Origin of the sequence: Lentzea albidocapillata subsp. violacea (assembly GCF_900100275.1) — a bacterium.
GTDB classification, from domain to species: Bacteria; Actinomycetota; Actinomycetes; order Mycobacteriales; family Pseudonocardiaceae; genus Lentzea; species Lentzea violacea.
Genome location: NZ_FNET01000042.1, coordinates 1 through 24851, shown reverse-complemented (window position 1 = coordinate 24851; position 24851 = coordinate 1). Strand labels below are relative to the sequence as shown.

The 24851-nt window shown below is 67.9% G+C and carries 28 protein-coding genes and 1 pseudogene; 9 read left to right on the top strand and 20 right to left on the bottom strand.

Annotation, left to right across the window (positions count from 1 at the left end; translation table 11 throughout):
- The 3 genes and pseudogenes from BLR21_RS40830 to BLR21_RS40820 all read right to left on the bottom strand — a co-directional run.
- A pseudogene (locus BLR21_RS40830) lies at positions 1 to 491 on the bottom strand (hypothetical protein); the annotation flags it as partial.
- Positions 492 to 502: 11 nt separating this feature from the next.
- Positions 503 to 712, bottom strand: a complete 210-nt coding sequence (locus BLR21_RS40825) for a heavy-metal-associated domain-containing protein (protein ID WP_090015451.1) — start codon at positions 710 to 712, stop codon at positions 503 to 505.
- A gap of 36 nt (positions 713 to 748) precedes the next feature.
- Positions 749 to 1030 carry a metal-sensitive transcriptional regulator gene (locus BLR21_RS40820; protein WP_030482288.1) on the bottom strand — a complete coding sequence of 94 codons (282 nt, stop codon included), beginning with the start codon at positions 1028 to 1030 and terminating at the stop codon, positions 749 to 751.
- 242 nt (positions 1031 to 1272) lie between these two features.
- Here BLR21_RS40820 and BLR21_RS40815 point away from each other — a divergent pair, with 242 nt between their 5' ends.
- Positions 1273 to 2784: a multicopper oxidase family protein gene (locus tag BLR21_RS40815; protein WP_090015466.1), complete on the top strand. Its 1512-nt coding sequence runs from the start codon at positions 1273 to 1275 to the stop codon at positions 2782 to 2784.
- Between the two features lie 3 nt (positions 2785 to 2787).
- On the opposite strand, the gene BLR21_RS40810 is transcribed toward BLR21_RS40815, so the two are convergent.
- From BLR21_RS40810 to BLR21_RS43050, 10 genes are read right to left on the bottom strand one after another with little or no spacing between them, the layout of a single operon-like run.
- Positions 2788 to 3726: a DUF3152 domain-containing protein gene (locus tag BLR21_RS40810; RefSeq protein ID WP_090015449.1), complete on the bottom strand. Its 939-nt coding sequence runs from the start codon at positions 3724 to 3726 to the stop codon at positions 2788 to 2790.
- A gap of 55 nt (positions 3727 to 3781) precedes the next feature.
- On the bottom strand, positions 3782 to 5182 hold the full coding sequence (locus BLR21_RS40805) for an NADH-quinone oxidoreductase subunit N (RefSeq protein WP_338061096.1): 1401 nt from the start codon (positions 5180 to 5182) through the stop codon (positions 3782 to 3784).
- A gap of 10 nt (positions 5183 to 5192) precedes the next feature.
- Positions 5193 to 6680: a complex I subunit 4 family protein gene (locus BLR21_RS40800; protein ID WP_090015462.1), complete on the bottom strand. Its 1488-nt coding sequence runs from the start codon at positions 6678 to 6680 to the stop codon at positions 5193 to 5195.
- Positions 6681 to 6687: 7 nt separating this feature from the next.
- Entirely contained in the window at positions 6688 to 8469 is a 1782-nt protein-coding gene (locus tag BLR21_RS40795) for an NADH-quinone oxidoreductase subunit 5 family protein (RefSeq protein ID WP_090015447.1), read from the bottom strand.
- Between the two features lie 3 nt (positions 8470 to 8472).
- The gene (gene nuoK, locus BLR21_RS40790; protein WP_030482226.1) at positions 8473 to 8778 is read right to left on the bottom strand and encodes an NADH-quinone oxidoreductase subunit NuoK; all 306 of its coding nucleotides are present in this window, start codon (positions 8776 to 8778) and stop codon (positions 8473 to 8475) included.
- A complete protein-coding gene (locus BLR21_RS40785) occupies positions 8775 to 9335 on the bottom strand; it encodes an NADH-quinone oxidoreductase subunit J family protein (protein ID WP_420843941.1) in 561 nt (186 codons plus the stop codon). Before BLR21_RS40785 ends, nuoK begins: the two co-directional genes overlap by 4 nt.
- The gene (locus BLR21_RS40780; RefSeq protein ID WP_090015443.1) at positions 9335 to 10240 is read right to left on the bottom strand and encodes an NADH-quinone oxidoreductase subunit H; all 906 of its coding nucleotides are present in this window, start codon (positions 10238 to 10240) and stop codon (positions 9335 to 9337) included. Before BLR21_RS40780 ends, BLR21_RS40785 begins: the two co-directional genes overlap by 1 nt.
- The gene (locus BLR21_RS40775; RefSeq protein WP_090015441.1) at positions 10233 to 11381 is read right to left on the bottom strand and encodes a hypothetical protein; all 1149 of its coding nucleotides are present in this window, start codon (positions 11379 to 11381) and stop codon (positions 10233 to 10235) included. The genes BLR21_RS40780 and BLR21_RS40775 overlap by 8 nt, the downstream gene beginning before the upstream one ends.
- Positions 11372 to 11773 (bottom strand): NADH-quinone oxidoreductase subunit A, encoded by a 402-nt coding sequence (locus BLR21_RS40770; RefSeq protein WP_090015460.1) that lies wholly within the window; start codon positions 11771 to 11773, stop codon positions 11372 to 11374. Before BLR21_RS40770 ends, BLR21_RS40775 begins: the two co-directional genes overlap by 10 nt.
- 56 nt (positions 11774 to 11829) lie before the next feature.
- Positions 11830 to 12522: a DUF305 domain-containing protein gene (locus BLR21_RS43050; RefSeq protein ID WP_176930033.1), complete on the bottom strand. Its 693-nt coding sequence runs from the start codon at positions 12520 to 12522 to the stop codon at positions 11830 to 11832.
- 115 nt (positions 12523 to 12637) lie between these two features.
- Here BLR21_RS43050 and BLR21_RS40760 point away from each other — a divergent pair, with 115 nt between their 5' ends.
- Genes BLR21_RS40760 through BLR21_RS40745 form a run of 4 tightly spaced genes read left to right on the top strand, consistent with a single transcriptional unit; the run spans position 12638 to position 15604 of the window.
- Positions 12638 to 13282 (top strand): TVP38/TMEM64 family protein, encoded by a 645-nt coding sequence (locus BLR21_RS40760; RefSeq protein ID WP_090015439.1) that lies wholly within the window; start codon positions 12638 to 12640, stop codon positions 13280 to 13282.
- 37 nt (positions 13283 to 13319) lie between these two features.
- Positions 13320 to 13775, top strand: coding sequence for a hypothetical protein (locus BLR21_RS40755; RefSeq protein ID WP_218131121.1), 456 nt, complete (start codon positions 13320 to 13322; stop codon positions 13773 to 13775).
- Positions 13776 to 13834: 59 nt separating this feature from the next.
- A complete protein-coding gene (locus BLR21_RS40750; RefSeq protein WP_090015437.1) occupies positions 13835 to 15016 on the top strand; it encodes a lytic transglycosylase domain-containing protein in 1182 nt (393 codons plus the stop codon).
- A 15-nt stretch (positions 15017 to 15031) separates the two neighbouring features.
- Positions 15032 to 15604, top strand: a complete 573-nt coding sequence (locus BLR21_RS40745) for a hypothetical protein (protein ID WP_143028131.1) — start codon at positions 15032 to 15034, stop codon at positions 15602 to 15604.
- Positions 15605 to 15613: 9 nt separating this feature from the next.
- Here BLR21_RS40745 and BLR21_RS40740 read toward each other — a convergent pair whose 3' ends face one another.
- The 7 genes from BLR21_RS40740 to BLR21_RS40710 all read right to left on the bottom strand — a co-directional run bounded on the left by BLR21_RS40740 (position 15614) and on the right by BLR21_RS40710 (position 21032).
- Complete coding sequence (locus BLR21_RS40740; RefSeq protein ID WP_090015433.1) at positions 15614 to 16552, bottom strand: M56 family metallopeptidase; 939 nt, start codon at positions 16550 to 16552, stop codon at positions 15614 to 15616.
- On the bottom strand, positions 16549 to 16914 hold the full coding sequence (locus tag BLR21_RS40735) for a BlaI/MecI/CopY family transcriptional regulator (RefSeq protein WP_090015431.1): 366 nt from the start codon (positions 16912 to 16914) through the stop codon (positions 16549 to 16551). Before BLR21_RS40735 ends, BLR21_RS40740 begins: the two co-directional genes overlap by 4 nt.
- A gap of 184 nt (positions 16915 to 17098) precedes the next feature.
- Positions 17099 to 17701: a DUF305 domain-containing protein gene (locus BLR21_RS40730; RefSeq protein ID WP_090015427.1), complete on the bottom strand. Its 603-nt coding sequence runs from the start codon at positions 17699 to 17701 to the stop codon at positions 17099 to 17101.
- A gap of 55 nt (positions 17702 to 17756) precedes the next feature.
- Positions 17757 to 18131, bottom strand: coding sequence for a DUF6153 family protein (locus BLR21_RS40725; protein WP_090015425.1), 375 nt, complete (start codon positions 18129 to 18131; stop codon positions 17757 to 17759).
- A gap of 26 nt (positions 18132 to 18157) precedes the next feature.
- On the bottom strand, positions 18158 to 19414 hold the full coding sequence (locus BLR21_RS40720; protein WP_090015455.1) for an MDR family MFS transporter: 1257 nt from the start codon (positions 19412 to 19414) through the stop codon (positions 18158 to 18160).
- On the bottom strand, positions 19411 to 20532 hold the full coding sequence (locus BLR21_RS40715) for a PLP-dependent cysteine synthase family protein (RefSeq protein WP_176930032.1): 1122 nt from the start codon (positions 20530 to 20532) through the stop codon (positions 19411 to 19413). The genes BLR21_RS40720 and BLR21_RS40715 overlap by 4 nt, the downstream gene beginning before the upstream one ends.
- Positions 20533 to 20639: 107 nt before the next feature.
- On the bottom strand, positions 20640 to 21032 hold the full coding sequence (locus BLR21_RS40710; RefSeq protein ID WP_143028130.1) for a hypothetical protein: 393 nt from the start codon (positions 21030 to 21032) through the stop codon (positions 20640 to 20642).
- A 297-nt stretch (positions 21033 to 21329) separates the two neighbouring features.
- Between BLR21_RS40710 and BLR21_RS40705 the strand changes: the two genes are divergently transcribed.
- The 4 genes from BLR21_RS40705 to BLR21_RS40690 all read left to right on the top strand — a co-directional run bounded on the left by BLR21_RS40705 (position 21330) and on the right by BLR21_RS40690 (position 24639).
- The gene (locus BLR21_RS40705) at positions 21330 to 22337 is read left to right on the top strand and encodes an NlpC/P60 family protein (RefSeq protein WP_090015421.1); all 1008 of its coding nucleotides are present in this window, start codon (positions 21330 to 21332) and stop codon (positions 22335 to 22337) included.
- 172 nt (positions 22338 to 22509) lie between these two features.
- Positions 22510 to 23067, top strand: a complete 558-nt coding sequence (locus BLR21_RS40700) for a M23 family metallopeptidase (RefSeq protein ID WP_256335252.1) — start codon at positions 22510 to 22512, stop codon at positions 23065 to 23067.
- Positions 23064 to 23906 carry a F510_1955 family glycosylhydrolase gene (locus BLR21_RS40695; protein ID WP_176930031.1) on the top strand — a complete coding sequence of 281 codons (843 nt, stop codon included), beginning with the start codon at positions 23064 to 23066 and terminating at the stop codon, positions 23904 to 23906. Before BLR21_RS40700 ends, BLR21_RS40695 begins: the two co-directional genes overlap by 4 nt.
- 247 nt (positions 23907 to 24153) lie before the next feature.
- Complete coding sequence (locus tag BLR21_RS40690) at positions 24154 to 24639, top strand: DUF4396 domain-containing protein (RefSeq protein WP_090015415.1); 486 nt, start codon at positions 24154 to 24156, stop codon at positions 24637 to 24639.
- The last annotated feature ends 212 nt before the right edge of the window (positions 24640 to 24851 follow it).

Sequence of the window (24851 nt, the reverse complement as noted above, 5' to 3'; positions counted from 1 at the left end):
TCCGTGCCGAGCGTGGTCTTGGTGCCGTTCTCCGGCTTGAAGTCGGCGAAGACCCGGTAGCTGCCGGCGGCGGGCAGGGTCAGCGGCACCGACCACGTTCCGTCCGCGGCCATCTCCGGGTGCACGTGCTGGAAACCGGAACCGTCCCGGCGCACCAGCACGAGGTGCAGCCGCTTCTCGTGCTCCACGTCGAACTTCGTGACGGTGCCGCCGTCGGCGGTGCCGATCGTGAACTGGAACGGCTGCTGCTCGCCGGCCGTCGCGGTGGTCCGCAACGGCTTCAGCACGTAGCCGTTGTCCGCGACGGACAGACCGGGCGGCAGCTTGGCGCCGGTGTTGCCGGAGGTGGGCTGCGCGGCGCCGTGGTCCATCGCGGCCGGCGTGGTCGCGTCGCCGCCGAACGGGCCGGCGGCGGCGCCGGCAGCCCAGGCGCCGCCGAAGACGATCGCCAGCACGCCCGCGTAGGCGGTCACCTTCGTGGCGGTGTTCATCTCAGGTCCTTTCAGCTCGCGACGAGCGTGTAGCCGGCCTCGGTGACCGCTGCGCGAACGTCGTCCTGCGTCACCGGCTGGTCACTGGTGACGGTCACCTTGCCGCTGGCCAGTTCGACGTCGACCTTCTGCACGCCGCCGATCCGGCTGATCTCCTCGGTCACCGAGCTGACGCAGTGTCCGCAGGTCATGCCGGTGACGGTGTAGGTGGACTCGGCCATGGGGGAGCTCCTCGTGTGCTGGTGGGACTGGGGGAGTCAGGAGCGGACGAGACGGGCGATGGCGTTGCTGGCCTCGGCGATCTTTTCGTCCGCCTTGGTGCCGCCCTCGGTGATGGCCTCGCTCACGCAGTGCTTCAGGTGCTCGTCGAGCAGTCCCAGTGAGACAGCCTGCAGAGCGCGGGTCGCCGCGGAGATCTGGGTGAGCACGTCGATGCAGTAGTCGTCGTTCTCGATCATCCGCTGCAGACCACGCACCTGGCCCTCGATGCGCTTCAGGCGGCGCAGGTGGGCGTCCTTGTTGTCGGTGTAGCCGTGCATTAACCGCTCCTGTCGATCGGTCCGTCGCGCGGCCGGTCGCAACTGACCGGGGGAACGACGGGCGCTTGCCACCTTTATACCTAAGGGGGGTATGGGTGTGCAAGGGCCTGTGGTCATACGGGGTAGGGGTATTGTTGTGACCTGGCGCACGCATAGGAGGGTGGCGATGCGTGTGGTCGTGGTCGAAGGTTCGTCGCCAGAGTTGCTACTATCTATCTTAGTAGATGACTCTGGAGGACCTCATGACCGCTCAGCCCGCGTCCATCGGCCGCCGGGATCTCTTCCGGCTGGGCTTCGGCCTCGTGGCAGCGACAGGCCTCGCGGGTTGCGCGAGCAACGGCGGATCCACTGGCGGTGGAATGCCCATCTGGCCCAACTCGCCGAAGGTGGCCGCCGCCGAACGTGCCCGTCAGATCGCGGGTGCGCGCAAGACGTCGGTGAAGCTGGCCGCGGTCCAGTCCGAGGTCGACCTGGGTGGCATCACGGCTAGCACCTGGTCGTACGGAGACCTCCCTGGCAAGGGAATCAGGATCAGGCGCGGCGACCTGCTGAACGTCGAGCTGCGCAACGAGCTGTCCCAACCGACGAGCATCCACTGGCACGGCCTGGCGCTGCGCAACGACATGGACGGCGTACCGGGCCTGACCCAGGACGAGATCCCGGCCGGTCAGTCCTTCACCTACGAGTTCACCGCACCGGATCCCGGAACCTACTGGTTCCACCCGCACTCGGGTGTGCAGCTCGACCGCGGCCTCTACGCGCCGCTGATCGTGGAGGACCCGGAGGACGGCGGGAACTACGACACCGAGCTGGTCGTCGTGCTCGACGACTGGCTCGACGGACTTGGCCGGACGCCGGATGCCGTGTTCGACGAGCTGCGTGCCAACGGTATGCCCGGCATGGATCACGGCTCGATGCCCGGCATGCCCGCCATGCCGAAGTCCGACCTGCTCGGGGGTGACGCCGGCGACGTCATCTATCCGCACGTGCTCGCCAACGGCAAGGTGTGGAAGGCCGCGCAGACGTTCGCCACCAAGCCGGGGCAGCGCATCCGGTTGAGGTTGATCAATGCGGCGGCCGACACCGCGTTCCGGGTCGGCGTGCCGGGGGTCCCGATGACCGTGACCCACGCGGACGGCTTCCCCGTGGTGCCGGAGGAGCTGGATGTCGTACTGCTGGGCATGGGGGAGCGGCTCGACTGCGTCGTGACCGTGCCTGATCGGACGGTGCCCGTGCTCGCCCTTGCCGAAGGTCGCGGTCAGTTCGCTCAGGTGATGCTGTCCACCGGAGTGGCGGCGTCAACGGACAGCGAAGCGCTCGCCACGGAACTGGCGAAGCTGGTGGTGCCGGAGATGAACGCACTCCGTGCGGCGGACAGCGTCGCCCTGCCGCTGCGCGAGCCCGACGTCACGCACGATCTCGTCTTGGAGGGCCCCGGCGACAAGTACACCTGGACGATCAACGGCAAGGCCTACGACCCGGTCGACGCGCTGCCGATCCGCTCCGGACAGGTCGTGCGGCTGCGGATGCAGAACAAGTCGAAGATGTTCCACCCCATGCACGTGCACGGCCACACGTTCCAGGTTCGGGCGAACGGCAAGATCGGTCCTCGCCGTGACACCGCGATCGTGTTGCCCAGTCGGGAACTCATCGTGGACTTCGAGGCCGACAACCCCGGTCAGTGGCTCACGCACTGCCACAACGTGTACCACGGCGAGGCGGGGATGATGACCGTTCTGTCCTATGTGGAGTGACTATCACTTGCCGGTGGGGTAGGGCCAGGCGTTGGGCTTGCACACCTTGCCGTCCTTGCTCACCCGGTCTGTGCCCAATGCGGCGAGGTAGTCGTTCGAGATACCCCACGACTGCTGCATCATCACGGGCGCCAGCACGCCGTTCTCCTGGCAGGACTTGTGGTCGTACCCCAGGCCGTGGCCGACCTCGTGGTTGACCACGTACTGCTTGTACTCCACCAGTGCGCCCTGGAACGAGACCGCGCCCCGCACCCAGCGCGCGACGTTGATCGTCACGTTGTCCCCGTTGACGCAGGAGCCCTCGAACGGGATCGAGAATCCGCACACGTCGCGCGTGGTCATCTGAGAGGTGAGTCGAATCCTCAGGTCCGGCTTGCCGGAGTCGACACGCTGGAAGCCGTGCTTGCCATCGCCGATCCAGCTGCGCGGGTCGGCCAGGATCGTGCTGACGTCGGTGGCAAAGGTCTCGGAGCCGCCGACGAGCTGCACGCCGTCCTCGATCTCGACGGTGTAGGTGACGCGGTTCGTTCCGCCCACCGCCGGACTGGTTCCGGGAACGACCGTCCACTTCTTCGCGCCCTGGATGGTGAAGTCTCCGCCGGGTGGCAGCTCGGCGGATGCCTTCGCCACGTCGAAGACCTTCGGGTCGGGATTCGGTGCGGGAGGCGTGCGGCCGGTGAGCGCGTGCCCGGCCTGGTCGTGCGCGACGGCACTGGGCTGATCGAGCTCCTGGGTCGGGGCCGCTGTCTGGGTGGGCGGGGGCGTCAAGGTGTCACGCACGGCTACGGCACTGAGTCCGAACAGGGTGAGCACCGCGACACCCGCCACGATCCACTCTCGGACCGGGCGTCGACGAGGGCGCCGGGCTGAACGGCCGCGGACCGGATCCAGCCTGGCGACCAGCGGCCTACCGGCCGGGCGTTCGCGCAGCTGTTGCTTCATCGGGCACCAGCATGTCACAACACCTACGAAGGTCCGTAGTAGGGAGAGAGGTCGGTCACTGGAGGAGAGTGCCGTCGAACATCGGCAGCACTACCCCGGACAGGACACCACCGGCCAGCGAAGCCGCAGCCAGCAGGTACGCCATGCGTGCCGCAGAAGTGCGGATGTCGGAGGCGTCCGCAGCCTCACCCCGCACAGCCGGAACCACCCACCGCAGGTAGTAGAACAAGCTGGCGACCGTGTTGACCGCGCCGAGCACGACCAGCCACAGCAGTCCGCCGTCGAGGGCGGCGGTGAACACGGTCAGCTTGCCGGCGAACACCGCGGTCGGCGGAGTGCCGACCAGTCCCAGCAGGCACACGACCAGGCTGACGACGAGCCAGGGCCGCTCGCGCACCAGGCCGCGGTAGTCCTCCAGCGTCACCGCGGAGGGCAGTGCGCACACGACCGCGAACGCGCCCAGGTTCGTGATCGAGTACGCGGCGAGGTACAGCAGCACGCTCGGCAGTGCCAGGTCAGCGCGTCCGGCCACCGCGACCGCCATGAGCAGGTAACCGACCTGGCTGATCGTCGAGTACGCGAGCAGTCGCCGGACGTTGTCCTGGAAGAACGCCGCGAGATTGCCCAGAGTCATGGTGGCTGCGGCGATGACCGCGATCAACAGGCTCCAATCGACACCGGCGTCGCGCAGAGGCACCGCCACCAAGCGATAGGTGGCGACCACCGCACCGATCTTCGGCACGGTGGTGACGAACGCGGCCACTACGGGCCGTGCGCCTTCGGTCACGTCCGGCACCCAGAAGTGGGCGGGTACCGCGCCGATCTTGAACAGCAGACCGGCGAGCACCGCAACGGTGCCCACCGCTACTGCGGCAGGCGGCGCCTCGTCCAGCCTCAGTTCCGTGTACCCGGTGGCGCCGCCGACACCGAACAGCAGCGTGACCCCGATGAGCGTGACCACCCCGAGCAACGCCCCGAGCAGGTAGAACTTCAGCGCCGCTTCGGTGCCCGCCTTGTCCTTCGCGAACCCGGCCAGCGCGTACAGCGGGATGCTCGCCAGCAGATACCCGGCCGCCAGCAGCATCAGGTCCGCCGCACCGGCCAGCACCACGGTGCCCAGCGCCGCGAGCAGCACGAGCACGTGGAACTCGGCTTCCCTGGCCCAACCGGTCACCTCACCCGCGAGAGCGGTGACGATCAGCGTCGCCAGCAGCACGATCACGCGCGTCGCGTTGGTGGCGACATCGATCACGTAGCTCTCGCCGAACACCGCCTGGTCCATCCCGGACCACATCGTCACCGTGACCGCGATGCCCGCGACGCACGCGACCGCGGACAGCACGCGGACCAGCCACTGACGGTGCCGTGGCAGGTACGACCCGAGCAGCAGGCCGAGGACGGCGACCAAGGCGAGGAAGATCTCCGGCAGCAGCGCCGCCGGGTTCTCGTTCATCATCTCCACGCGGTCACCCGCCGAAGATCGCGCTGACGGTGCGGGCGGCCGGTTCGATCGCGTCCAGCAGCGGCCGCGGGAACAGTCCGATGAGGACGGACAGCGCGATCAGCGGCACGATCGACGCGGCCTCCGGCCACGTCAGGTCACCGAACTTCCCGGACGGCGACCGCTGCGAACCGAGCAGCACCTGCTGCAACACCCGCAGGAAGAGTGCTGCCGTGATCAGGATTCCGAGGAACGCCAAAGCGGTCGCGACCGGCGCACCGCCGAGCGACCCGGTGAAGATCTGGAACTCCGCGATGAACCCGGAGAACCCCGGCAGCCCGAGCGACGCGAACGCAGCGAGCCCGGTCAGACCGGCGAATCGGGGCGCCTGTGCAGCCAGGCCTCCGTAACTGTCCATGTCGTAGGTCCCACCCCGATCCCACATCGCGCCCGCCAGCAGGAACAGCGCGCCGGTGATCAAGCCGTGGCTGACCATCTGCGTGACGGCGCCGGTGATGGCGAGGTGTCGTGCCTGTGACTCCGAGGATGCGACGAGACCGGCGGCGCCGACGGCCAGGACCACGTATCCCATGTGGTTGACCGAGGTGTAGGCGATCATCCGCTTGAAGTCCCGCTGCGCCAACGCAACCAGCGCACCGTAGATGACGCTCACCACCCCCACGATCACGAACACCAGGGCGTACTGCCGCCACACGCCGGGCAGCACGGGCATGACGATGCGGACGAAGCCGTAGGTGCCCATCTTCAGCAGCACCCCGGCCAAAATCGCCGATCCGGCCGCCGGAGCCTCGGTGTGCGCCGGCGGCAACCACGTGTGGAACGGCACGGTCGGCGTCTTGATGGCCAGACCGACGCCGAGCGCGAGCAGGATCAACGCACCGGTGACCCCCTTGCCCGCCAACGGGTTCTGCCGGGTCAGCTCCACGATGTCGAAGGTGTGCGGCGCGGCCGCGAGGTACAGCCCGATGAACCCGAGCAGCAACGCGAGCGACCCGAGGAAGGTGTACAGGAAGAACTGGAGTGCTGCGCGCGCCGCATCGCGGTGTCCCCAGCCCGCGATCACGAAGTACATGCCGACGATCGACAGGTCGAAGAAGACGAAGAACAGGATCAGATCGAGCGAGACGAACAGCCCCAGGCACACCGTCTGCAAGAACAGGAACAGCGCCGCGAACGACCGCACGCGCCGCGTCTCGCGGGCCGAGTAGACCGCGCAGGCGAGGAACAAACCGGCTGTCAGCGCCACGAGCGGCATGCTCAGCCCGTCGACACCGATGTGGTAACCGGAGTCGACGCTCGGTATCCACCGGAGGTCGACCTCGTAGGCGAAGCCGTCACCCGGAGGGGAGGCGATCCACAACCCGAGCACGAGGAGGAAATCCACGGCGGTGACCGTGATCCACGTCCACCGGACCGCCGAGTCACTCATCCGCGGAAACAGCAGCAGAGCCACGGCCGCGGCCACGGGCAGGAAGACCACGATGCTGAGCACGTTCACCTCACCCTCGTCCAGTGATGATCAGCAGCGTCGCCAGCAGCGCGAGGACGACGACCGCCTGGGCGTAGTAGTGGTGCAGCTGACCAGTTTGAGGGCGCCGAGCCAGCCGGCCGAGCCGCCGGGAGTTCTCGGCGACGCCGGCGACGGCCCGGTCCAGCGACACGTCGATCCGCAGGCCTGCCACCCGCGCGGTGGCGCTGCCGACGGCGGCCGAGGCGCGCACACTGCCCGCCACGACGTGATCATCGAACCTCGCCAGCCATCCCGCCACAGCGAGCGTCGGCACGACCACCACTCGGCGTGCGAAGCGCTCGAGTCCCAACCAGTCCGCCAGCACTCCTGTCGAGCTCGCGAGCCGGTCGCCCCGCTGGGTCAGCCTCATCGCCACGCCGACGGCCAGCGCCGCCACCACGCCGGACACCGCGAGTTCCCACGCCACCGCCCGGCCGAGCAGGGGGACGCCGAGTACCGCGGCAGCTGCTGCCAGCACGGGCAGCGGCCACACCAGGGCACGGGGGACAGGGCGTGCGTCGCGAGTGCTGTCACCGGTCCACACCAGCCACAGCGCACGTCCCGCGTACAGCCCGCTCATCACCGTCGCGGCGAGCCCGGCGAGGTACAGCGGCAGGGAGTCGCGCAGCGCATCGGCGAGCACGGCGTCCTTGGTCACCCAGATCGACAACGGCGGCACGCCCGCCAGGGCGAGCGCGCCCACGGCGAAGCTCAGTCCGATGACGCGGTAGCGCTGGGCGGCTCCGCGCAACGCCGTCAGCTCCTTGGTACCCAGCGCGGTGAGCCACGCGCCCGCGCAGAGGAACAGCAGGCTCTTCGTCGCAGCATGTGCCACCAGATGTGCCGAGCCTGCGGTGACCCCGCCAACGCCGGCCGCCAGCACCATGAACCCGACCTGGGCGCACGTCGAGGCCGCGAGAAGCTGCTTCAGGTCCCGCTGCACCACGGCCACAGCGCCGAGCAGCAGGGCGGTCGCCGCGCCAACCCACGCGACCAGTACCGCCGCCCAGGCTGTCGCGGCGAGCAGCGGCTCCAGCCGCAGCAGGAGATACGCACCGGCTGCCACCATCGTGGCCGAGTGCAGCAAGGCCGACACCGGGCTCGGGCCGTCCATCGCCCGCGACAGCCAGAAGCTGAACGGCAGCTGCGCCGACTTGCCCAGCGCGGCCAGCACGATGCCGGCGGCGGCCACGTCCCGCCATCCCGGTGTGAGCTGCGGAAGATCAGCGAGCGCCAGACCTCCTGCTCCGCCCGCGAGCATCGCACCCGCGGCCAGGTACAGCCCGAGGTCGGCCGCACGCGTGGTGAGGAAGGCGATGTTGCCGGACTCGACCCGGTGCTCGTCGCGCCACCAGTAGGCGATCAACGCGTACGACGTGGCGCCCATGATCTCCCAGGCCATGAGCAGCGAGGCCATCGTCGTGGCGGTGACGGTGACCAGCATCGCGCCCGCGAACAGCAGCATCAGCCCGAAGAACCGCGCCTGCCGGCCGATGTCACCCGCGGCGAACACCAGCACAGCGACGAGCACCGCTGCCACGGTGAGCACCATGACCGCGGACAAGCCGTCGACCGCAAGACCGAAGGCGATGCCCTCGAGCAGAGATGCTGACGCGACCGGCCGCGTGTACGCGGCAAACGAGGCCAGCGCCAGGCAGCCCACCGCTGCCACGATCGCCGCCACGGGAGCGAGCCGGTCGGCTCGGCGGCCTGCGACCAGCAAGCCGGCGCCCGCGAGCAGCGGGACGGAGACGAGCAGCCACAGTGTCATCGCTCAGCCCTTGAGGTCCGCGGCCATGTCGGTCATGTCCACGTCCCGGCTGCGGAAGATCGCCGTGGTCACGGCGAACCCGACGGCCATCTCGACGGCCATGGCGGTCACCGCGAGCAGCACGACCACCTGCCCGTCCGGACGGTCGGGCGAGACGAAGTACCAGAAGGCCGAGGCGCCCACGATCACCGCATTGATCATCAGCTCCAGCCCCATCATGATCATCACGATGGACTGCTGCGACAACGCTCCGTACAACCCCACGCTGAACAGCGCCGAGGCGAGCAGCAGGAACTCCTGGAGGCTCATCGGCCAATCCCTCCCGGCACCGGATCGTCAGGGCGTTTGCGGTCCAGCCGATCGCCATACCGGTCGTAGCGACCGCGATGGGTGGCGAGCACGACGGTGGCGACCATCGTGGCGAACAGCGCCAGTCCGAGCACGATCATCACCAGCATCTTCGAGCCCATCAGGGCCTCGCCGAGCTGCATCGTCGGATCATCCGGGCGCGCCCGGTCCGACCCTGGCCATGGCACCAGCAGGACGCCCGTGGCGAGCACGACGAACGTGCCGACGGCGATCGCCAGCGAACCCTTCTGGTTGTGCACCATGGTCATGGGCATCAACCCGGCCGGGTTCATCATGAACATGATCATGAAGACAGCCATGATGACCATCTCCATGATCATCATGAGGATGACGAGCACGCCCAGATAGGCCAAGTCGAGCAGCAGAACCGTGACCGCCGTGAAGATGAAGGAGGCGAGCAGCGCGAACGTCGCGCGGGCCATGGAGTCCACGCGGAACACCGCGATGCCGGTCACCACGGCCGCGATCGCGCACAGCCAGAACAACACCTGCGCCATCACCAGATCACCACGATCGACACGACCAGCGCCTGCACCAGGGTTGCGGGGATCAGCACGATCCACGCGATCTCGTGGAACCGTTCCATCCGGACCGTGGGGCCGCGCCGACTGACCCACACGAGAAAGCCGAGCACCGCCGCGGTCTTGAGCACCGACCACAACCAGCCGGGCAGCAACGGCCCTTGCCCACCGCCCAGAAACAGCGGCACGGCCATCGCCGCGCCGGAGGTCAGCAGTAACCATCGGCCTGCGACGAACACCAAACGGTCCACACCGGACAGCTCGGCGAGCACGCCGCCGGCGGCATCGCCACTCACGGCGTGGTCGAACGGCCGGAAGAACGCCATTCCCAGTACCGACATCAGGTACACGGCGAACGCGACCGGCATCCACACCACGAACCACAGGTCGTGCTGCGCGGCAACGATGTCCGCGACCCGCAACGAACCTGCGCCCAGCGCCGCGGTGATCAGCGCGAACATGTGCGGCAGCTCGTAGGCCAGTCCCTGCGCGATGAACCGGTAACCGCCGATCAGGCCGAACGCCGAGTTCGCGCCCCAGCCGACCAGCCACACCGCCGCCCAGGCGACGACCTCCATCGTGTTGAACCACACGACGCCGACCGAGAAGTCGGAGACCACCCACGAACCCAGCGGGATCACCAGCGCCGCCATGATCCCCGCGACGAGCAGCGCGACCGCACCGCCCCGCCACAGCAAGGAATCCGCAGCCAGCGTGCGCCGTCGCTGCTGAACGAGCAGACCCGCCGTTGCTCGCAGCGGTTCGGCAACAGCTCCACGGCCGGTGGCGAGCACCGAGTCGAACGACGCCGCAGCAATGGCGAACAGGGCAAGGACCACCGGCAACAGTAGTGCTCCCCACCACGGCGTCACCTCAAGCATGGTGCGTCACCTCGTGCGTCGCCGGGTCCACACTCGCCACGATCAACCGCGCGGCAGCGAACTCCGCTCCCGTGAGCAACGCCGCCAGCTCGTGCGCTGCCGGCTCGCCGGCGGTGTCGCGGCCGGCCACGATGTCGTCGAGCCAATGGTGCAGGCGAGGCAGCGCACCCCCGATCCCACGCAACGACCACCGCAGCAACCTGGACCTTCGCACACGCCGTGCCCAGCGGTTCAGGTCGTTGGCGTTGGAGCGCTCGGTCAGGGCCTCATCGCGCAGGACACGCGCCTGTGCCGCCGCGTCGGCCCATCCGGCCACGGACAGCAGCCGCGCCGCGCTGTCGAGCCGCCGGGCGACGAGTGGCAGCCGATCGTGGGCGGCGGGCGAGGCGCCGATGACCTCGACGTGTGCCTGCTGGATCACGTCGCCCTGCAGCACGGTGTGCACGACGAGCCCTTCTGGCCAATCCGGCAGCACCGGCCCGAGCGGTACGTGCAGCTGGTCGAGGGTGAGGCCGTCCCGGTCGGCGCCGCGATCGGCCATCGAGAGGCCACCTGGCAGCTCCATCGAGCTCATGTCGTGCCCGTGGTGCCCGCCGTGCTGATGGCTGCCGCCGTGCTCTTCGCGCCCACCGTGTTGGTGTCCGCCGTGCTCCTCATGCTCGCCGTGGTCTTCGTGGCCGCCGTGCTCGTCCGCCATCGCGCCACCGCACGACATCTCCGAAGCGTGATCGTCGTGCATCGCGGCGCCGCAAGAGTGCGCGGATGAGTGCTGGTCATGCCGCGACTGCGGGAGCCCTTCTTTGCGCAGCGCAAGCTGTGCCTCGCCGCGCTGCAGTTCGACATCGTGCAACGTCGAGGCCACCGACGACAGCGCTCGCTCGGCGTCAGTTCCGTCCATCACATGCACACGCACCCGCGGAGCCGGGATGCTGCTCCACACCTGGTCGACGTACGGACTGATCTCCGCTGTGGTCGGGCCCGCGACGACCAGCACGTTGGCCTCGGCCGGGCTGAGCGCGAGCCGCCACCCGTTCTGCCGGACGAACTGCTCGACGGCGACCCGTGCCCAGGTGCCTCCGGGCATGGCGGCGATCAGCGGGCGGACCGGCGTGCGGCGCAACAGCCAGGACGTCAGGTCCACCGCAGCGCCCCTTCCCGCCACGCGTACCACACGCCCGCCACGAGGATCGCGAGGAAGATGAACATCTCCACCACGGCGGGCGTCCCCATCTGGGCGACGACGAGTGTCCACGGGTACATGAACACCATTTCCATGTCGAACGCCAAGAAGATCATCGTGATCGTGTACCACCGCACGTGGTAGCGGGAGACGGCGTGCTCGGAGGGCTGGTGGCCGGACAGGAACGGCCGCACCTCGGTGATCGTGCGGCCGAGCCGTAGGAGAGTTGTCAAGCCGAGCAGCGCGGCGACCACGCCGGCGAGTGCCGTCAGAAGCACCACTGCGCCGATCACGGTTCCCCCTGCTCGGTCGACGGCCGGCCCTCTGTGGAGGATAGGGCGTGACCCGATCATCCGCGACCGGATCACACCGGAGCACTACCCCCGTACGGTATACGTCAGGTCAACGCTCAACGACGTTCGCAGGGCGGCGCGTCGTACCACGCGTCCAGCCAGTGGATCATCTGACGGATCTCGCGCTTCTGCGTCGACACGATCGTCTCCGCCATGTCTGCGAGTTCCTCGTGAGTGGCCCGGTCCGGTACTACCGAGGCGGTGATCGCGGCCGCACCGTGGTGCGGAATCATCGCCTGCATGAACACGCGGTCGAACTGCTTGCCCGTCGGCACGGAGGCCAGCTCGGTGGTGGTTTCGTCCATGTGTTGCTTCATCGCGCTCATCAGCTCCTGAGCACGCGCCGGGGCCTGCCTCGCGGCCTGTTCAGGTGTGACGCCGTACCAGTCGCGCAACCACTGCGTCATGGTGGCGATCTCTTCTCGCTGATCTTTGATGATCTTGCGGGCCAACGCTTTCACCTGAGGCTTCGCGCCGCGCGCCAGTTCGAGCTCAGCCATGCGGATCGCGCCCTGGTGATGCGGGATCATCTGCGCCATGAACGTCCGCTCGAGCGTCGCGCCGCGGTAGTCGTCCAGCACGCCGGCGAACTGCTTCGCCATGTCCAGCATGCGAGCCGCGCTTCGGCAGCTTCCCGCATTGGTCGCCGGGGCGGGCTCGCCGGTAGCCGATGCGGGTGCGCTGGTCACGCCCAAGGTCGCGAGCAAGGCCAGTGAGAGGGCGGCTGCGGCTGTCCGCAGTCTGGTCATCGTTCCTCCTGAAGGCTGGTGTTGATGTGCCGCTCTCCTACTACCCGAGTTCGTAGGCGCTAACCGCCTCCGCTTACCATCGAACGGCCGAACCAGACGAAAGTGCGGGTTGTTCATGCGTGAGGTGCGTGCGATCGCACTTGGGGCACTGGTTGTCGCCCTGGTCGTCGTTTCGCTGGTGGTGGATCTGCCCGGTGAGCACGAGGTCCGGTCATGGACTCGTGGGGCAGGTGCGTGGGCGCCAGCCGCGTTCGCGTTGCTGTGCGCCGGGGGAACCGCTGTGTTCTTCCCGAAGCCTGTGCTCGCCACTGCCTCCGGCCTGCTGTTCGGTGTCCTGCCCGGAGCGGCTCTCGCCATCATCGGGTTCACCGCCGGCGCGTTGATCTCCTTTGGCATAGGCAGGCTGCTCGGGCGCGAGGCCGTGGCACGCTGGCTCGGCAGCAGTCGCCTGCGCACGCTGGACGAAGTCTTCGCGAAGAACGGTCTGGCCGCGACCCTCGTGCTGCGGCTGTTGCCGGTGATCCCGTTCGCTGCCTCGAACTACGGCGCCGGGGTGACGGCCGTGCGTCCGGTGTTGTTCGCCTTGGGGACCGCTCTCGGACTCGTGCCGACCACGTTGGTCGCCGCGCTGCTGGGGGATGCCGTGCTGGACTTCGGATCGCCGCGCTCGATAGCCGCTCTGACTGCCTGGCTGGTGCTCGGCGCGGTCGGTGTGTGGTGGGGCAGGATTCTTCTTCGTCGTGCCGGCGGCACCGCGTAGGTTACTATTGTGGATAGTAGATACGGCGGGGGTGTCAATGGACGACGCTCAGGTGCGGACCTGGTCGTGGAGTTGGGCTCGCGCCCTCACCGGCGCGGCGCTGAGCGCTGCCGTGGTCGGTTTGCCGACCGACGTCATCGACAACCCGTGGTTCACCCGCATGACCCCGGTCCGGTGGTGGGAGCCGCCCGTGCTCGTGCTCACGGCAGTCCTCACGGCCGTGTGGGCGGGTATCCGGCCGGATGGTCAGCAGGACCGTGCTGGATCTGCCCGCGTTTACGGCGGCTCGCTGCTCAGCGCACTCGCGGTCGGGTGTCCCGTCTGCAACAAGATCGTCATGGCGCTACTGGGAGTGTCCGGCGCACTCGGCGTCTGGGCTCCGCTGCAACCCCTGCTCGCCTTGGCGTCGGTGGCCGTGCTCGCAACGGCCGTGATCGTGCGGTGGCGACGGCGTGAGTGCACGGCCGTCGCCTGTTCACCCGTAGGGGCCTAGTGGACCAGATGTACTACTCGTGATAGTAAATCACGGGTTGTTGTCCGGCAGGAGGCTTCATGAGGGTGCCGCACCTGGTGCTCGCGGTGTGCGTGGTCGCCTTGGCTGCCTTCCTGGCGATTCAGGCCGTGTTCGTGCTGCCTTTCATGATCCGCAACGGCAACCAGGGCGCGGTCGCCGGAGCAGCAACCGGGCAAGCCACTTTCGACATCGCCAAGATCCCGCCACTGGCCCGGGAAATGGCTCCGATCATCACGTCGTTCGTCGCCACGGACTGCCCGGAGCTCAACCCGTTGCGGGTCATCGCCGAAGTGCAGGCCGAGTCCGGCTGGCGGCCGACCGCGTGGAGCAACGACAGCAACGGCGGCGCGGCGGGCCTCCTCCAGATCAACCAGGCGAACTGGAAGAACCTCGGCGGACAGGCTTGGACGAGCGTTCCTCCGCCTTCCGGAGCGGACATCTTCGATCCGGCGATCCACCTGCGACTCGGACTCAAGTTCCTGTGCGGCAACCTGCGCGGGATGACCGCGCACATCAAGCAGACGGGTAAAGCACTCGATCCGCACGACGCGATGAGCGTGTGCCACATCGCAGGATGCGGCCGGGTGTTGTTGAGTCGCACCGGGATTCCTCAGTCAGGCGAAGCGGGATGTGGCGACACGTGCGTGTCGCTCATCCGCCGCTATCTCGACAACATCCGCAAGTACGAACGCGAGTGGGCCGCCGCCGAAGCCTCGCCTTCCGGTGACGGGGGACCGGTGCCAGGCGGCGCGGATCTTGCCGGGCTGCCCGCTCCGGTGCCCTATGCCGGACCGCCGACAGGTTGCGTCGTCGACGACCCCACGACAGCGGGATGCCTCACCGCGGCCACCGCCCACGCGTTGCAACAGATCCGCAGCGCCTTCGGGCCACAGATCGCCTCGGTCACCTGCTATGGCGCGCGGCCGGAGACACCGTTCAGTGACCACCCGACCGGCAAGGCGTGTGACCTGTTCCCGGACCGGTTCGGCGTGTTCCCCGCGGGAGAGCGGCTCGCGGCAGGCTGGCGGATGGCCTCCTGGACGCGGGCCTACGCGGGCCCGCTGAAGATCCGCTACATCATCTGGCAGGGGCGCTACTGGGATCCGACCACCGGCGACCAGGGCGGCTGGGGCGAGAAGTACACCGGCGCGGGCGTGTACGACGTCACGAATCCCACTGGCGGTCACTACGACCACCTGCACATCAGCTTCACCGCGTGAACGAGGAGCAACGCGATGGCAGCCGGCAGTCCAAGAGGCGTTCTACTCGCCGTGCTGGCCGTTGGCGGTCTGCTGGTCATGTCCGGCTTGATCGACACGGACACCAGTGGAGAGCAGGCACCGGTGGTCACCTCCACTGCGCCGCCGCCGTCGCAGACCGAAGAACCCGTCGGACCCGCGGTCCGGTCGGCGGTAGGTGACACACCGCAGGCACCTCTCTCCGGTACACCGTCAGCGGGCACGAACTTCGCCGATCCCCGGTCCGTGGCGAAGGCCTACGTCGAGGCAGCGCACTCGGCCGAGCCGGACGAGATCGGCCGTACCAACCGCCGAGTGCTGCCGTATCTCGCGCCCGAGAACCCCGACAACCCACGTGGCTCGCTGGTCGTAGAGGCGGCCGGCAAGGCGGTCGTGATCAGCGTGGAGGTGGCCGTCGGCAACGAGGAGCAGTCGGCGGCGACCACGAAGGCGACGTGGCGATCAGGCGACGGCCAACTCCGCGACACGTTCGTCACGCTGCGTCGCCAACCTGACGGACGGTGGCTGGTCATGGCCGAGATGGCGCGGCTGCAGCCAGCCGACCGGTGAACGAGCTGGTCAGGCGGGACAAGCCACGGTGACGACGGCGAGCATCGTGCCCGAGGCGACCAGGACGGGAAGAACCATCGCGGTAGCGCCTGCCAACCCGCAGGAGAACAGCTGACGGCGTCGGCTCGCCGGCGCGGGTCCGTCGAGCAGGCGCTCGACGCGCACGTCCATGGAGGTGCCGCTCATCGCCAGTGCCGTGCCCGGCGCACCGTGGCGCGACACCTTGAGCAGGGCGCTCCGCACCGCGTCCGCGCCGCATTCGCGGACAGCCGCCGCGTCCGCGACCAGTTCCACCAGCTCACGCAGCATGCCAGGTGCCAGCTTGAACAGCGGCAGGAACGGGAAAGCGCTGGCCATCGCCTCGCCGACCGCGACGATCAGGTGGTGGCGCCCGGTCAGATGGGCGCGTTCGTGCGCGAGTACGGCGTCAACCTGGGCACGGGTGAGTTTCCTGGCCAGGCCGTCCGTGGCGACGATGACGCCAGGTCGCCCGGTGAGGCTGAACGCCAGCGGTTCGTCGTGCTCGAGCCACAACGTCGCGCCATCGCGACGTGCGGCGATGCGCAGGACCGCGAGGTGGTCGGCACGTCTGCGCGCTCGTCGTCGCGCACTGCCTATCGCGCCGACGACCAGACGTACGCCCAAGCCGAGCAGCAGCAAGGCGCCCACGCCGCCACTGACCGCCTCGACGCTGGGCGGAGTGCCGTGCCGGACCGAGGACCAGCAGTCGCCCAGCGCAGCGAGCAGTGTCTCCCCGAACCCGTGGTTCGGGAGGAGGAGGAGGACGACGCCACCAAGCGTGGTGAGAGCCACAGCCGCCGCTGATGTCAGCCACGCGACCACCGCGACCAGTGGATCGCCGCCGTTGACCACCCGGCGGGCCAGGACTGTGGGTGCGAGCCAGCTCATCAGCGCCGCGCCGATCAGCAGTGAGACCGCGACCGTCATGAGGCGGACGACCTCTTCTTCTTCGGCAGTGCTCGGCGCAGCAATTCGGACTCGCGCTCCGTCGCCGACTGCGCGAAGTGCATCAGCACGGCTTCAGGGTCACCCGACGAGACGAGGACGTCACGGACCGTGCGGGCGGCTGCCTCGGCGCGGCTCAGCGCCGGCTCGTACCGGTAGGCCTTGCCTTCGAGCTCGCGAGTGACCCAACCCTTGCGGTGCAGGTTGTCGAGCACGGTCATCACGGTCGTGTACGCGAGCTTCTTTCCCGTTTCGAGCCGGTCGAGCACATCGCGCACCTTGAGCGGCTGCTCTCGCCACAGCACGTCCATCACCGCGGCTTCCAACTCACCAAGTCCGTGCATCGTTCCTCCTGACGGAGAGGATACGGCAGAAGGAGCTGGATCTGACTACGATTCGCTATAGTAGGTGGCGGCTGGGGTCCCCGTTCCAGCCGCTATCCTCGCCGAGGAAATCCCCCAGACTCGGTGAGAACAGCGTTCAGGCCGGGGTCGAATCGCTCTGCCCCGGCCTGAACGTTTGTGGCTGCTACTTCAGCAGCCCCTGCATCTCGGTGATCTCAGCCTGCTGTGCGGTGATGATCTCCTGGGCGAGCTTCTTGCTGTCGGCGTTGCTGCCCTTCTCGATGTGGGTCTTGGCCATGGTGATCGCACCCTCATGGTGCTTGATCATCATTTCCATCCACATCCTGTCGAACTCGGCACCCGTGGCCTTTTCGAGCTTGGCCATCTCTTCGGCGGTCATCATGCCGTTGCCGCTGCCCATCGAGCCGTGGTCCATTCCCGGCATCGACGATGCCGTCGGAGAGGCACCCCACTTGGAGAGCCACGCCGTCATCGTCTTGATCTCCGGGTCCTGTGCACCCTCGATGCGCTTCGCGAGATCGGTGACCTTCGGGTTCGTGCTCTTGCCCGGGACCATCTTGGCCATGTCCAGCGCTTGCTGGTGGTGGGCGATCATCTCCTGGGCGAACTGCACGTCGTGCTCGTTGTGGTCCGCCGCCTGCTGGCCGGAAGCCGGGGTCGACGCAGCGGTCGAGTTGTGTTGCATGCCGGCCATGTCGTTACCGCCGCTGCACCCGGCGACCAGGGCGACAGTCGCGAAGCCGGCGACGATCAGAGACTTCATCATCGGTGGTTCTTCCTTCTGTGCTGGGAAAGTGACTTGCCTCTGGGGACCGGGCTGATCACAACCTCAACACGCACAGGGAACTGAGTAAGTCGCGACCGCCTCTGGGTGGCGGTCGGCCGGGAGCGCGCGGCCACGCCGCCGACGCGAGGACGCGACCCGTGATCGGGCGTGCCGCGCGCAACAGCAGCCACACGAGCAGGAGCAGCGACGCGACGGCGCAGAGCACAGCGACGCACAGGTGCAGCATCTCGTGCGTCGGCTGCGGTGCTGGATCCTCGGATGGCGGCGCGTGGTGAGCGCTCGTGGATATGGACCCGTGCGTGGGCGACATGTCGTTGCTCACGTTGACGTGGTGCATTCCGACAACGCCGAGGAACAGCACGCACAGCAGGACCCAGTGGGTCGTCCTGCCATGCGTGCCCGGGGCCATGTAACTACCGTACCTAGTAGGTCGCATCACTGCTTTGTACGGGTCACCGCCCCAACCGGTTCAACAGCAGCAGGCACGCGGTTGAGCGCGTGCAGGCTCCAGGCGCAGAACAACCCGAGCGCAGTCAGGGCCAGCCACGGCAACGCAGGCACCCCCGCTGCCCGCGCCAGGTCAAGCGCGGTGCCGGTGAAGAGGTTTCCGACGAGGATGCCGACGCCCACCACGGTGTTGTAGAGCCCGTAGTGGGTGGCGACCAGCCGATCGCCGGACAGCGCCACGATCGTGTCCATCTCGAACGGGAACACCACCATGGTGCCGAACGCCACCAACGTGGCGGACAGCAGCACCGGGACGTACGCCACCACCCCTGTGGACGGTGTGGGCAGCGCCGGCGGCAGGAAGGCCGCAGCCATCAGCAACACCCCGATCACGAGCGACCTGTCGGTGCCGAACCTGCGCCGGAACCACCCGGTGACGCGCAGCTGTCCGACGATGGCCAGCACACCGGAGACCGCGAACAACGCGGCGACCAGCACGGTACCGCCGACGCCGTCACCTGCGACGTGGCGTGCCTCCAGCGGGAGCGCCAGATAGATCTGGAAGGACAGCACGTACGAACCGATCATCGCGACGGCGAACAGGACGAACCTGCGGTTGCCGAACACGCCGCGCCAATCCTGGAGCACGGAACTGTCGGTGCGAGTAGCGGCCTTGCGCGCTGGGAGTGACCTGATCTGCAACACGGTGAGCACCGCGAACACAACGGCAGCGACCGCGCAGGTCAGCGAGAAGTCGACGCCCGTCAGCACCAACCCGATCAGCGGGCCGACCAGTATCCCGGTCTGGTAGAAGACGTTGAACAAGGCGAACGCCTCGACGCGCCGTGGCCCGGCGTCGTTCGCCACGTAGGCGCGCACCGCCGGGTTGAACAGGGCGCCGGCGAACCCGGTCGCCGCCGAGGCGATGACCAGCGCGGGCAGCGTGTCCACGAAGCCGAGCAGTCCGAAGCCCGCGGTCCGCAGGGCGCAACCGGCGACGATCAGTGGCTTGTACCCCACCCGGTCCGCGAGCGTGCCGCCGATGAGGAACATGCCCTGCTGGGCGAAGTTCCGCACGCCCAGGACGAGCCCGATCGCCACACCGGTGAGCGCGAGCTCGCCGGACAGGTAGATGGCGAGGTAGGGCATCAGCATGTAGAAGCCGACGTTGATGCTGAACTGGTTGAGCAGCAGCAGTTGTACCGGCCGGTCGAACGACCGGAACTGCCGAATGATGTTCGTCACGACTGATGCCTCGTCGGGTCCGCGACACTCCGGCAGCGCGTCCACGCGGTGACCTCGCGATCGCTCATAGCGAGAATCTCCTCCGGATCAGGACTCGGAGCCGTCACGAGCAGGCCGTTCGCGGCGCAGTAGGTGTCGTTGTAAATCGTGTCGAAGTATCGCTGCGGGCCGTCCGGGAAGACCGCCGCGATGCGGACGTCGGGTTCGTGGGTGCGGGCAAGCCAGCTGGACACGACCGCCACCGCGCCGACGCTCCACCCTCCGCTGGCGTGGTGCTGAGAGGCGAGTCTGCGGCAGGCCCACACGGACTCGGCGGGGTTGACCCAGTGCACCTCGTCGAACGCCGCGTAGTCGACGTTACGAGGGAAGATGCTGGATCCCAGCCCGCGCATGAGCCGGGGCCGCGCGGGCTGGCCGAAGATCGTCGAGCCGATCGTGTCGACGCCGACCAGCCGCAGGTGGGGGAAGTACTCCCGCAGTACGCGTGACACTCCTGCGGAATGCCCGCCGGTACCGACGGAGCACACGAGCACGTCGACGCGGCCGAGTTGCGCGACGAGCTCCAACGCGAGCGACTCGTAGCCCGCCACGTTGTCCGGGTTGCTGTACTGGTCCGGGCAGTACGAGCCGGGCGTCTCGGCGAGGATCTGCTCGACGCGGTCACGCCGGGCCTGCTGCCAGCCACCGGCCGGATGCGGCGCCGGGACGAGATCGACGTGGGCACCGTGCGCCTGCAGCATCTGCTGCACGATCGGTTCCATGCCGGGGTCGGTGACCAGCGTCACCGGGTGGCCGTAGACGATGCCCGCGAGCGCGAGCCCGAGGCCGAGGGTGCCGCTGGTCGACTCCACTATGGTGCCGCCGGGTGCCAGCTCACCTCGTTCACGAGCCTTGGCGACCATGTGCAGTGCCGGGCGGTCCTTCATGCCGCCGGGGTTGAAGCCTTCGAGCTTGGCCCAGAACCCGTGCGGAGACAGGCCGGACAGGTCGTCGATCCACTGGACCGGGGTGTTGCCGACGACCGATGCCGGGGTGTGGCAGAGCGGTGCGGACGACGACGTGAGCATGCGTGCGGGAGGAACGGCCAGCGTGCTGGGCTGGCCCTGGGTGACGAGCATGGTGTCCTCAAAGTTGTGCGCGTGGTTCGGAAGAGACGACCGTGAGCAGCACGAACTGGCGAAACCGGTGTTGTTGCCGGGACTTCGCCTGCACTGCTGCGCGCTGATCAGTTCCGCGCGACGCTGAGGAGGACCAGGAGCTGACGACCCGGTCTGGGCGGACCGCTTGCGCCGGCCCAGAAAGCGGTGTCGAGTCCACTGGGGACGGTGAAGGTCTTGTTGTCGGGACTGGCCGGAACATCGTGAGTGAACTGCACCTGCCACGCCGTGTCGTCCGGGCGATGCAGAGCACGGTCGAGCGCGGCCTTGCGGTGGACAGGCTCGCGGTCGTGGTGGCAATGGTCGGAAGGCGCATGTTCCGCGGCATGCGCGTGGTTGGGCCTGTGCGCATGGTCTTCTGCGGAGCAGAACGTGCTCAAGACGAAGAACGACAGCACGGCGAGCACGACGGCCAACGCCGTCGATCGGACGCCACTGAGTGTCGTCGTCTGGATCCGCACGGTTACGAACATATCGCGTTCGTGATACGGGCGGGAATCGCTCAATCGTGTCCATAGTGGACACATGATCACCTGTAATGCCGTATTTGCCCTGGACGATCCACATGGCGTGGCGATGCACGGCCACGTTCGCTGTCAAACGTGAATGCCGAAGTCGCAGGGAGAATGGCGAGCCTTCCGTGTTCCGGATCACACTCGTGATCTACTAGGTCATCTAGTAGACAACGCCGTGATGTTGCCGTAATTTGCGCCAAGGCATCGGGGGAGGCCTGTTCCCGACTACGGAGGTAACGCGACGTGACGTCGCATCGACTCAAGCTCGGCACGCGAGGTGCACTGGCGGCTGCGGCGGTTCTGGCGGTGGTCGGCAGCAACTCGGGTTCGGCTGGTGCCCAGCCCGCAGGCGATCCGGTCGAGCAGTACGAGGAGCTGAGCGGGCAGGCGGAGAAGCTCAACGACGACGTGCTGAAGGCTCAGGAGAACCTCGACGCCAAGAAGGCCGAGCTGGCCACGGCCGGTGCGGACCTGAACCAGGCCAGGCAGGCCGAGGAGCAGCTGCGCGGTCAGGTCGACGTGCTCACCGAGGCGACTTTCGAGGGCGCGCGGTTCAATGGGCTGTCGGCGCTGCTCGTCAGCGACTCCCAGCAGGACTTCCTCAACCGCATGTCCGCGCTCGAGATGCTGGCGGCCGACAACGCGGAGTCGATGGACAAGCTGGCGGCCGCCGTGGCGCAGGCGAACGAGGTCCAGCAGCGCGCCGAGAAAGCGGCTGGCGAGGCGGCGGCAGTCGCGGAGGACTTCAAGAAGCGCAAGTCCGAGCTGGACGGCCGCATCGGTGAGCTCCGCAAGGCGGTGAACAACCTCAGTTCGGCTCAGAAGGCCGGGCTCGGGTTCGGTCAGGTGAAGGACACCGGCACCTACCTCGGGCCTCCCGGTGCGGCCAATACCGCCTTGCAGGCGGCCCTGTCGAAGCGGGGCTCGCAGTATCAGTGGGGCGGCAACGGTCCGAACGCCTTCGATTGCTCCGGTCTGACGAAGTGGGCCTACGCGGCGGCAGGGGTCACGCTGCCCCGCGTGGCGGTGGACCAGTATCGCGTCGGCAGGCCGGTCGCCCAGAACGAGCTCCAGCCCGGTGACCTGGTGTTCTACGACGACGGCACGGGCAACCCGGCCGCGATCCACCACGTCGCCATGTACGTCGGCGAAGGCAAGATGGTGGATGCGCCGACCGAGGGACAGCTCGTCGACGTGCGTGCGATCCGCGGTGACGGCCACTACATCGGCGCCCGGCGGATCGTCGGCTGACTCGATGTCCCGACACGCGAGAACCGCCAGATCGACCCGCTTCTCGACTCACCTGTTCATCACCGGCATTGCCGCTGGTGCCGCAGCGGCAGCGTTCCAAGTCGATGTCGCCCCGCAGAGCGCGCCTGTCCAAACACAGGACCAGGTCCTGCTGTCGGCCAATCTGTCCGGTGTGGACGGTGTCGGTGGTGCCAACGCCGGGCCGAACCTGTTGGGCGTTCGCCGGCCTGGCCACGACGAGGTGGAGCAGCTCAACAAGAGCCTGCGCATCACCGCACAGCGAGAGGCCGCAGCGGCCGCACAGCGCAAGGCCGAGTACGAGGCGGAGCAGGCGCGGAAGATCAAGGTCTTCGCACCGACGCAGGGCACGATCACCTCCAACTACGGTCCCCGGTGGGGAACGACGCACTACGGCCTGGACATCGCCAACCGCATCGGCACGCCGATCAGGTCCGTCATGGACGGCGTCGTCACGGACGCGGGACCGGCCAGCGGCTTCGGCCTGTGGGTCAAGATCGAGCACACGGACGGCACCACGGCCGTGTACGGCCACATCAACAGCTACGCCGTGCGCGAAGGGCAGAAGGTGAGCGCCGGCCAGGTCATCGCCCAGGTCGGGAACCGCGGCATCTCCACCGGCCCGCACCTGCACTTCGAGATCTGGGACCCGGCGGGGAGAAAGCTCGATCCGTTGGCGTGGTTGCAACAGCATGGAGTGCGGATCGCATGAGTCGCATGTGGAAACTGGTAGTCCCGGTCCTGTTGCTCACCGCTGCCTGCGCGAACCCCACACCGGCAACTCAGGAGCCGCCCGCTCCTCCGGCGACTCTCGCGCACGTGCACGGTCTCGGCGTCAACCCCGCTGACGGCACGCTGTACGCGGCGAGTCACTTCGGCGTCTTCACCGTGCCCGCGGACAAGGCTCCCGAGCGAGTCGGTGACCGCGCGCAGGACACCATGGGCTTTGTGGTGGTGGGTCCCAACCACTTTCTCGGCAGCGGTCATCCCGATCGGCCCGAACCGGGTACTGCGCCGCACCTCGGTCTGATCGAGAGTAAGGACGCGGGCCGCACCTGGCAGACGCTCTCCTTGAAGGGTGCGGCCGACTTCCACTCGTTGGAGGTGAAACACAACCGCGTGTATGGCTACAACAGCCAGAACGGCCAGCTCATGGTCAGCGAGAACCAACGCGACTGGGACACCCGCGGCCGCGTCGCGATGGCCGACTTCACGGTCAGCCCTGCTGACCCGGACGTCGTTCTGGCCACCACGCGAGAAGGTCTGGAGCGGAGCACGGACGGCGGCAGGACGTTCGCACCCGCGGCGGGCAGCCCGCGACTGGTGCTTTTGGACTGGAGCGAGGGTGAGGTCGTCTTCGGTGTCGGGGTGGACGGGATCGTGCACGTGAGTGGGGATTCCGCCGCGACGTGGACGGCAAAGGGCCGGGTCACCGGGACGCCGGCAGCGCTTGCCGCCAAGGGCTCCGCGGTGTACGTCGCGACGGAGTCCGCCATCCACGCCTCCACCGACAGCGGCGGCACGTTCACGCTTCGCCAGGCGCTCAAGTAAGCGACAGCACGAACGCCCGACGTCCTCCAGTCGTTCCTGGACGGGGTGGAGTCGTGGGTGACGGCGAAGCGAGGCCAGGACACCCGCGCTCTGAAGGGCTGGGGCAGATGTGTGCCTCGATGGTGATGACGCCCACTGTCGATCTTCCGGCAAATTGCCTTGACACCCTCGGGGGGTATGAGCGTATCTTCACACGGCATACCCCAGCAGGGTATGTGAGCCGAGTGGTAAGGCGAAGGAACGGGTCATGGATCACACTGGGGCGCAATCAAGTCTGACGAAGCTCGCTGTTTCGGCGACGCTGCACTGTCTCACCGGCTGTGCGATCGGTGAGGTGCTCGGCATGGTGATCGGCACGGCGCTGGGCTGGTCGAACCTGGCGACGATCGCGCTGGCCGTGGGGCTCGCGTTCGTCTTCGGCTACGCGCTCACCATCCGGCCGGTGCTCAAGTCGGGCTTGCCGCTGCGGACCGCCATTCGCGTCGCGCTCGCCGCCGACACCGTCTCGATCGCCGTGATGGAGATCGTGGACAACGGCGTGATGCTGGCCGTGCCGGGTGCGATGGAGGCCGGCGTGGCGAGCTGGCTGTTCTGGGTCAGCCTCGCCTTCGCGCTGGCCGTGGCGTTCGTGGTGACCGTCCCGGTCAACCGGTGGCTGATCTCGCGTGGCAAGGGGCACGCGGTGGTGCACCAGTACCACGGTGGCGGCCACGAAGGTCATCACCACCACTGAGTGAGCAGTGGCCGCGGATCCTCGCGGCCACATCGAATCTTTTTTTCGCAGGGTAGTCGTCTGTCTTCTCGATACCCCCTACCGGTATGGAGTATAAGAAATGTCCAGTGTGGATAAGTCGGACCGGCGCAGGTGGTGGGCGCTCGCCCTCATCGCCGCCGCGCAGTTCATGGTCATCATGGACACCTCGATCATCGGGGTGGCCCTGCCGA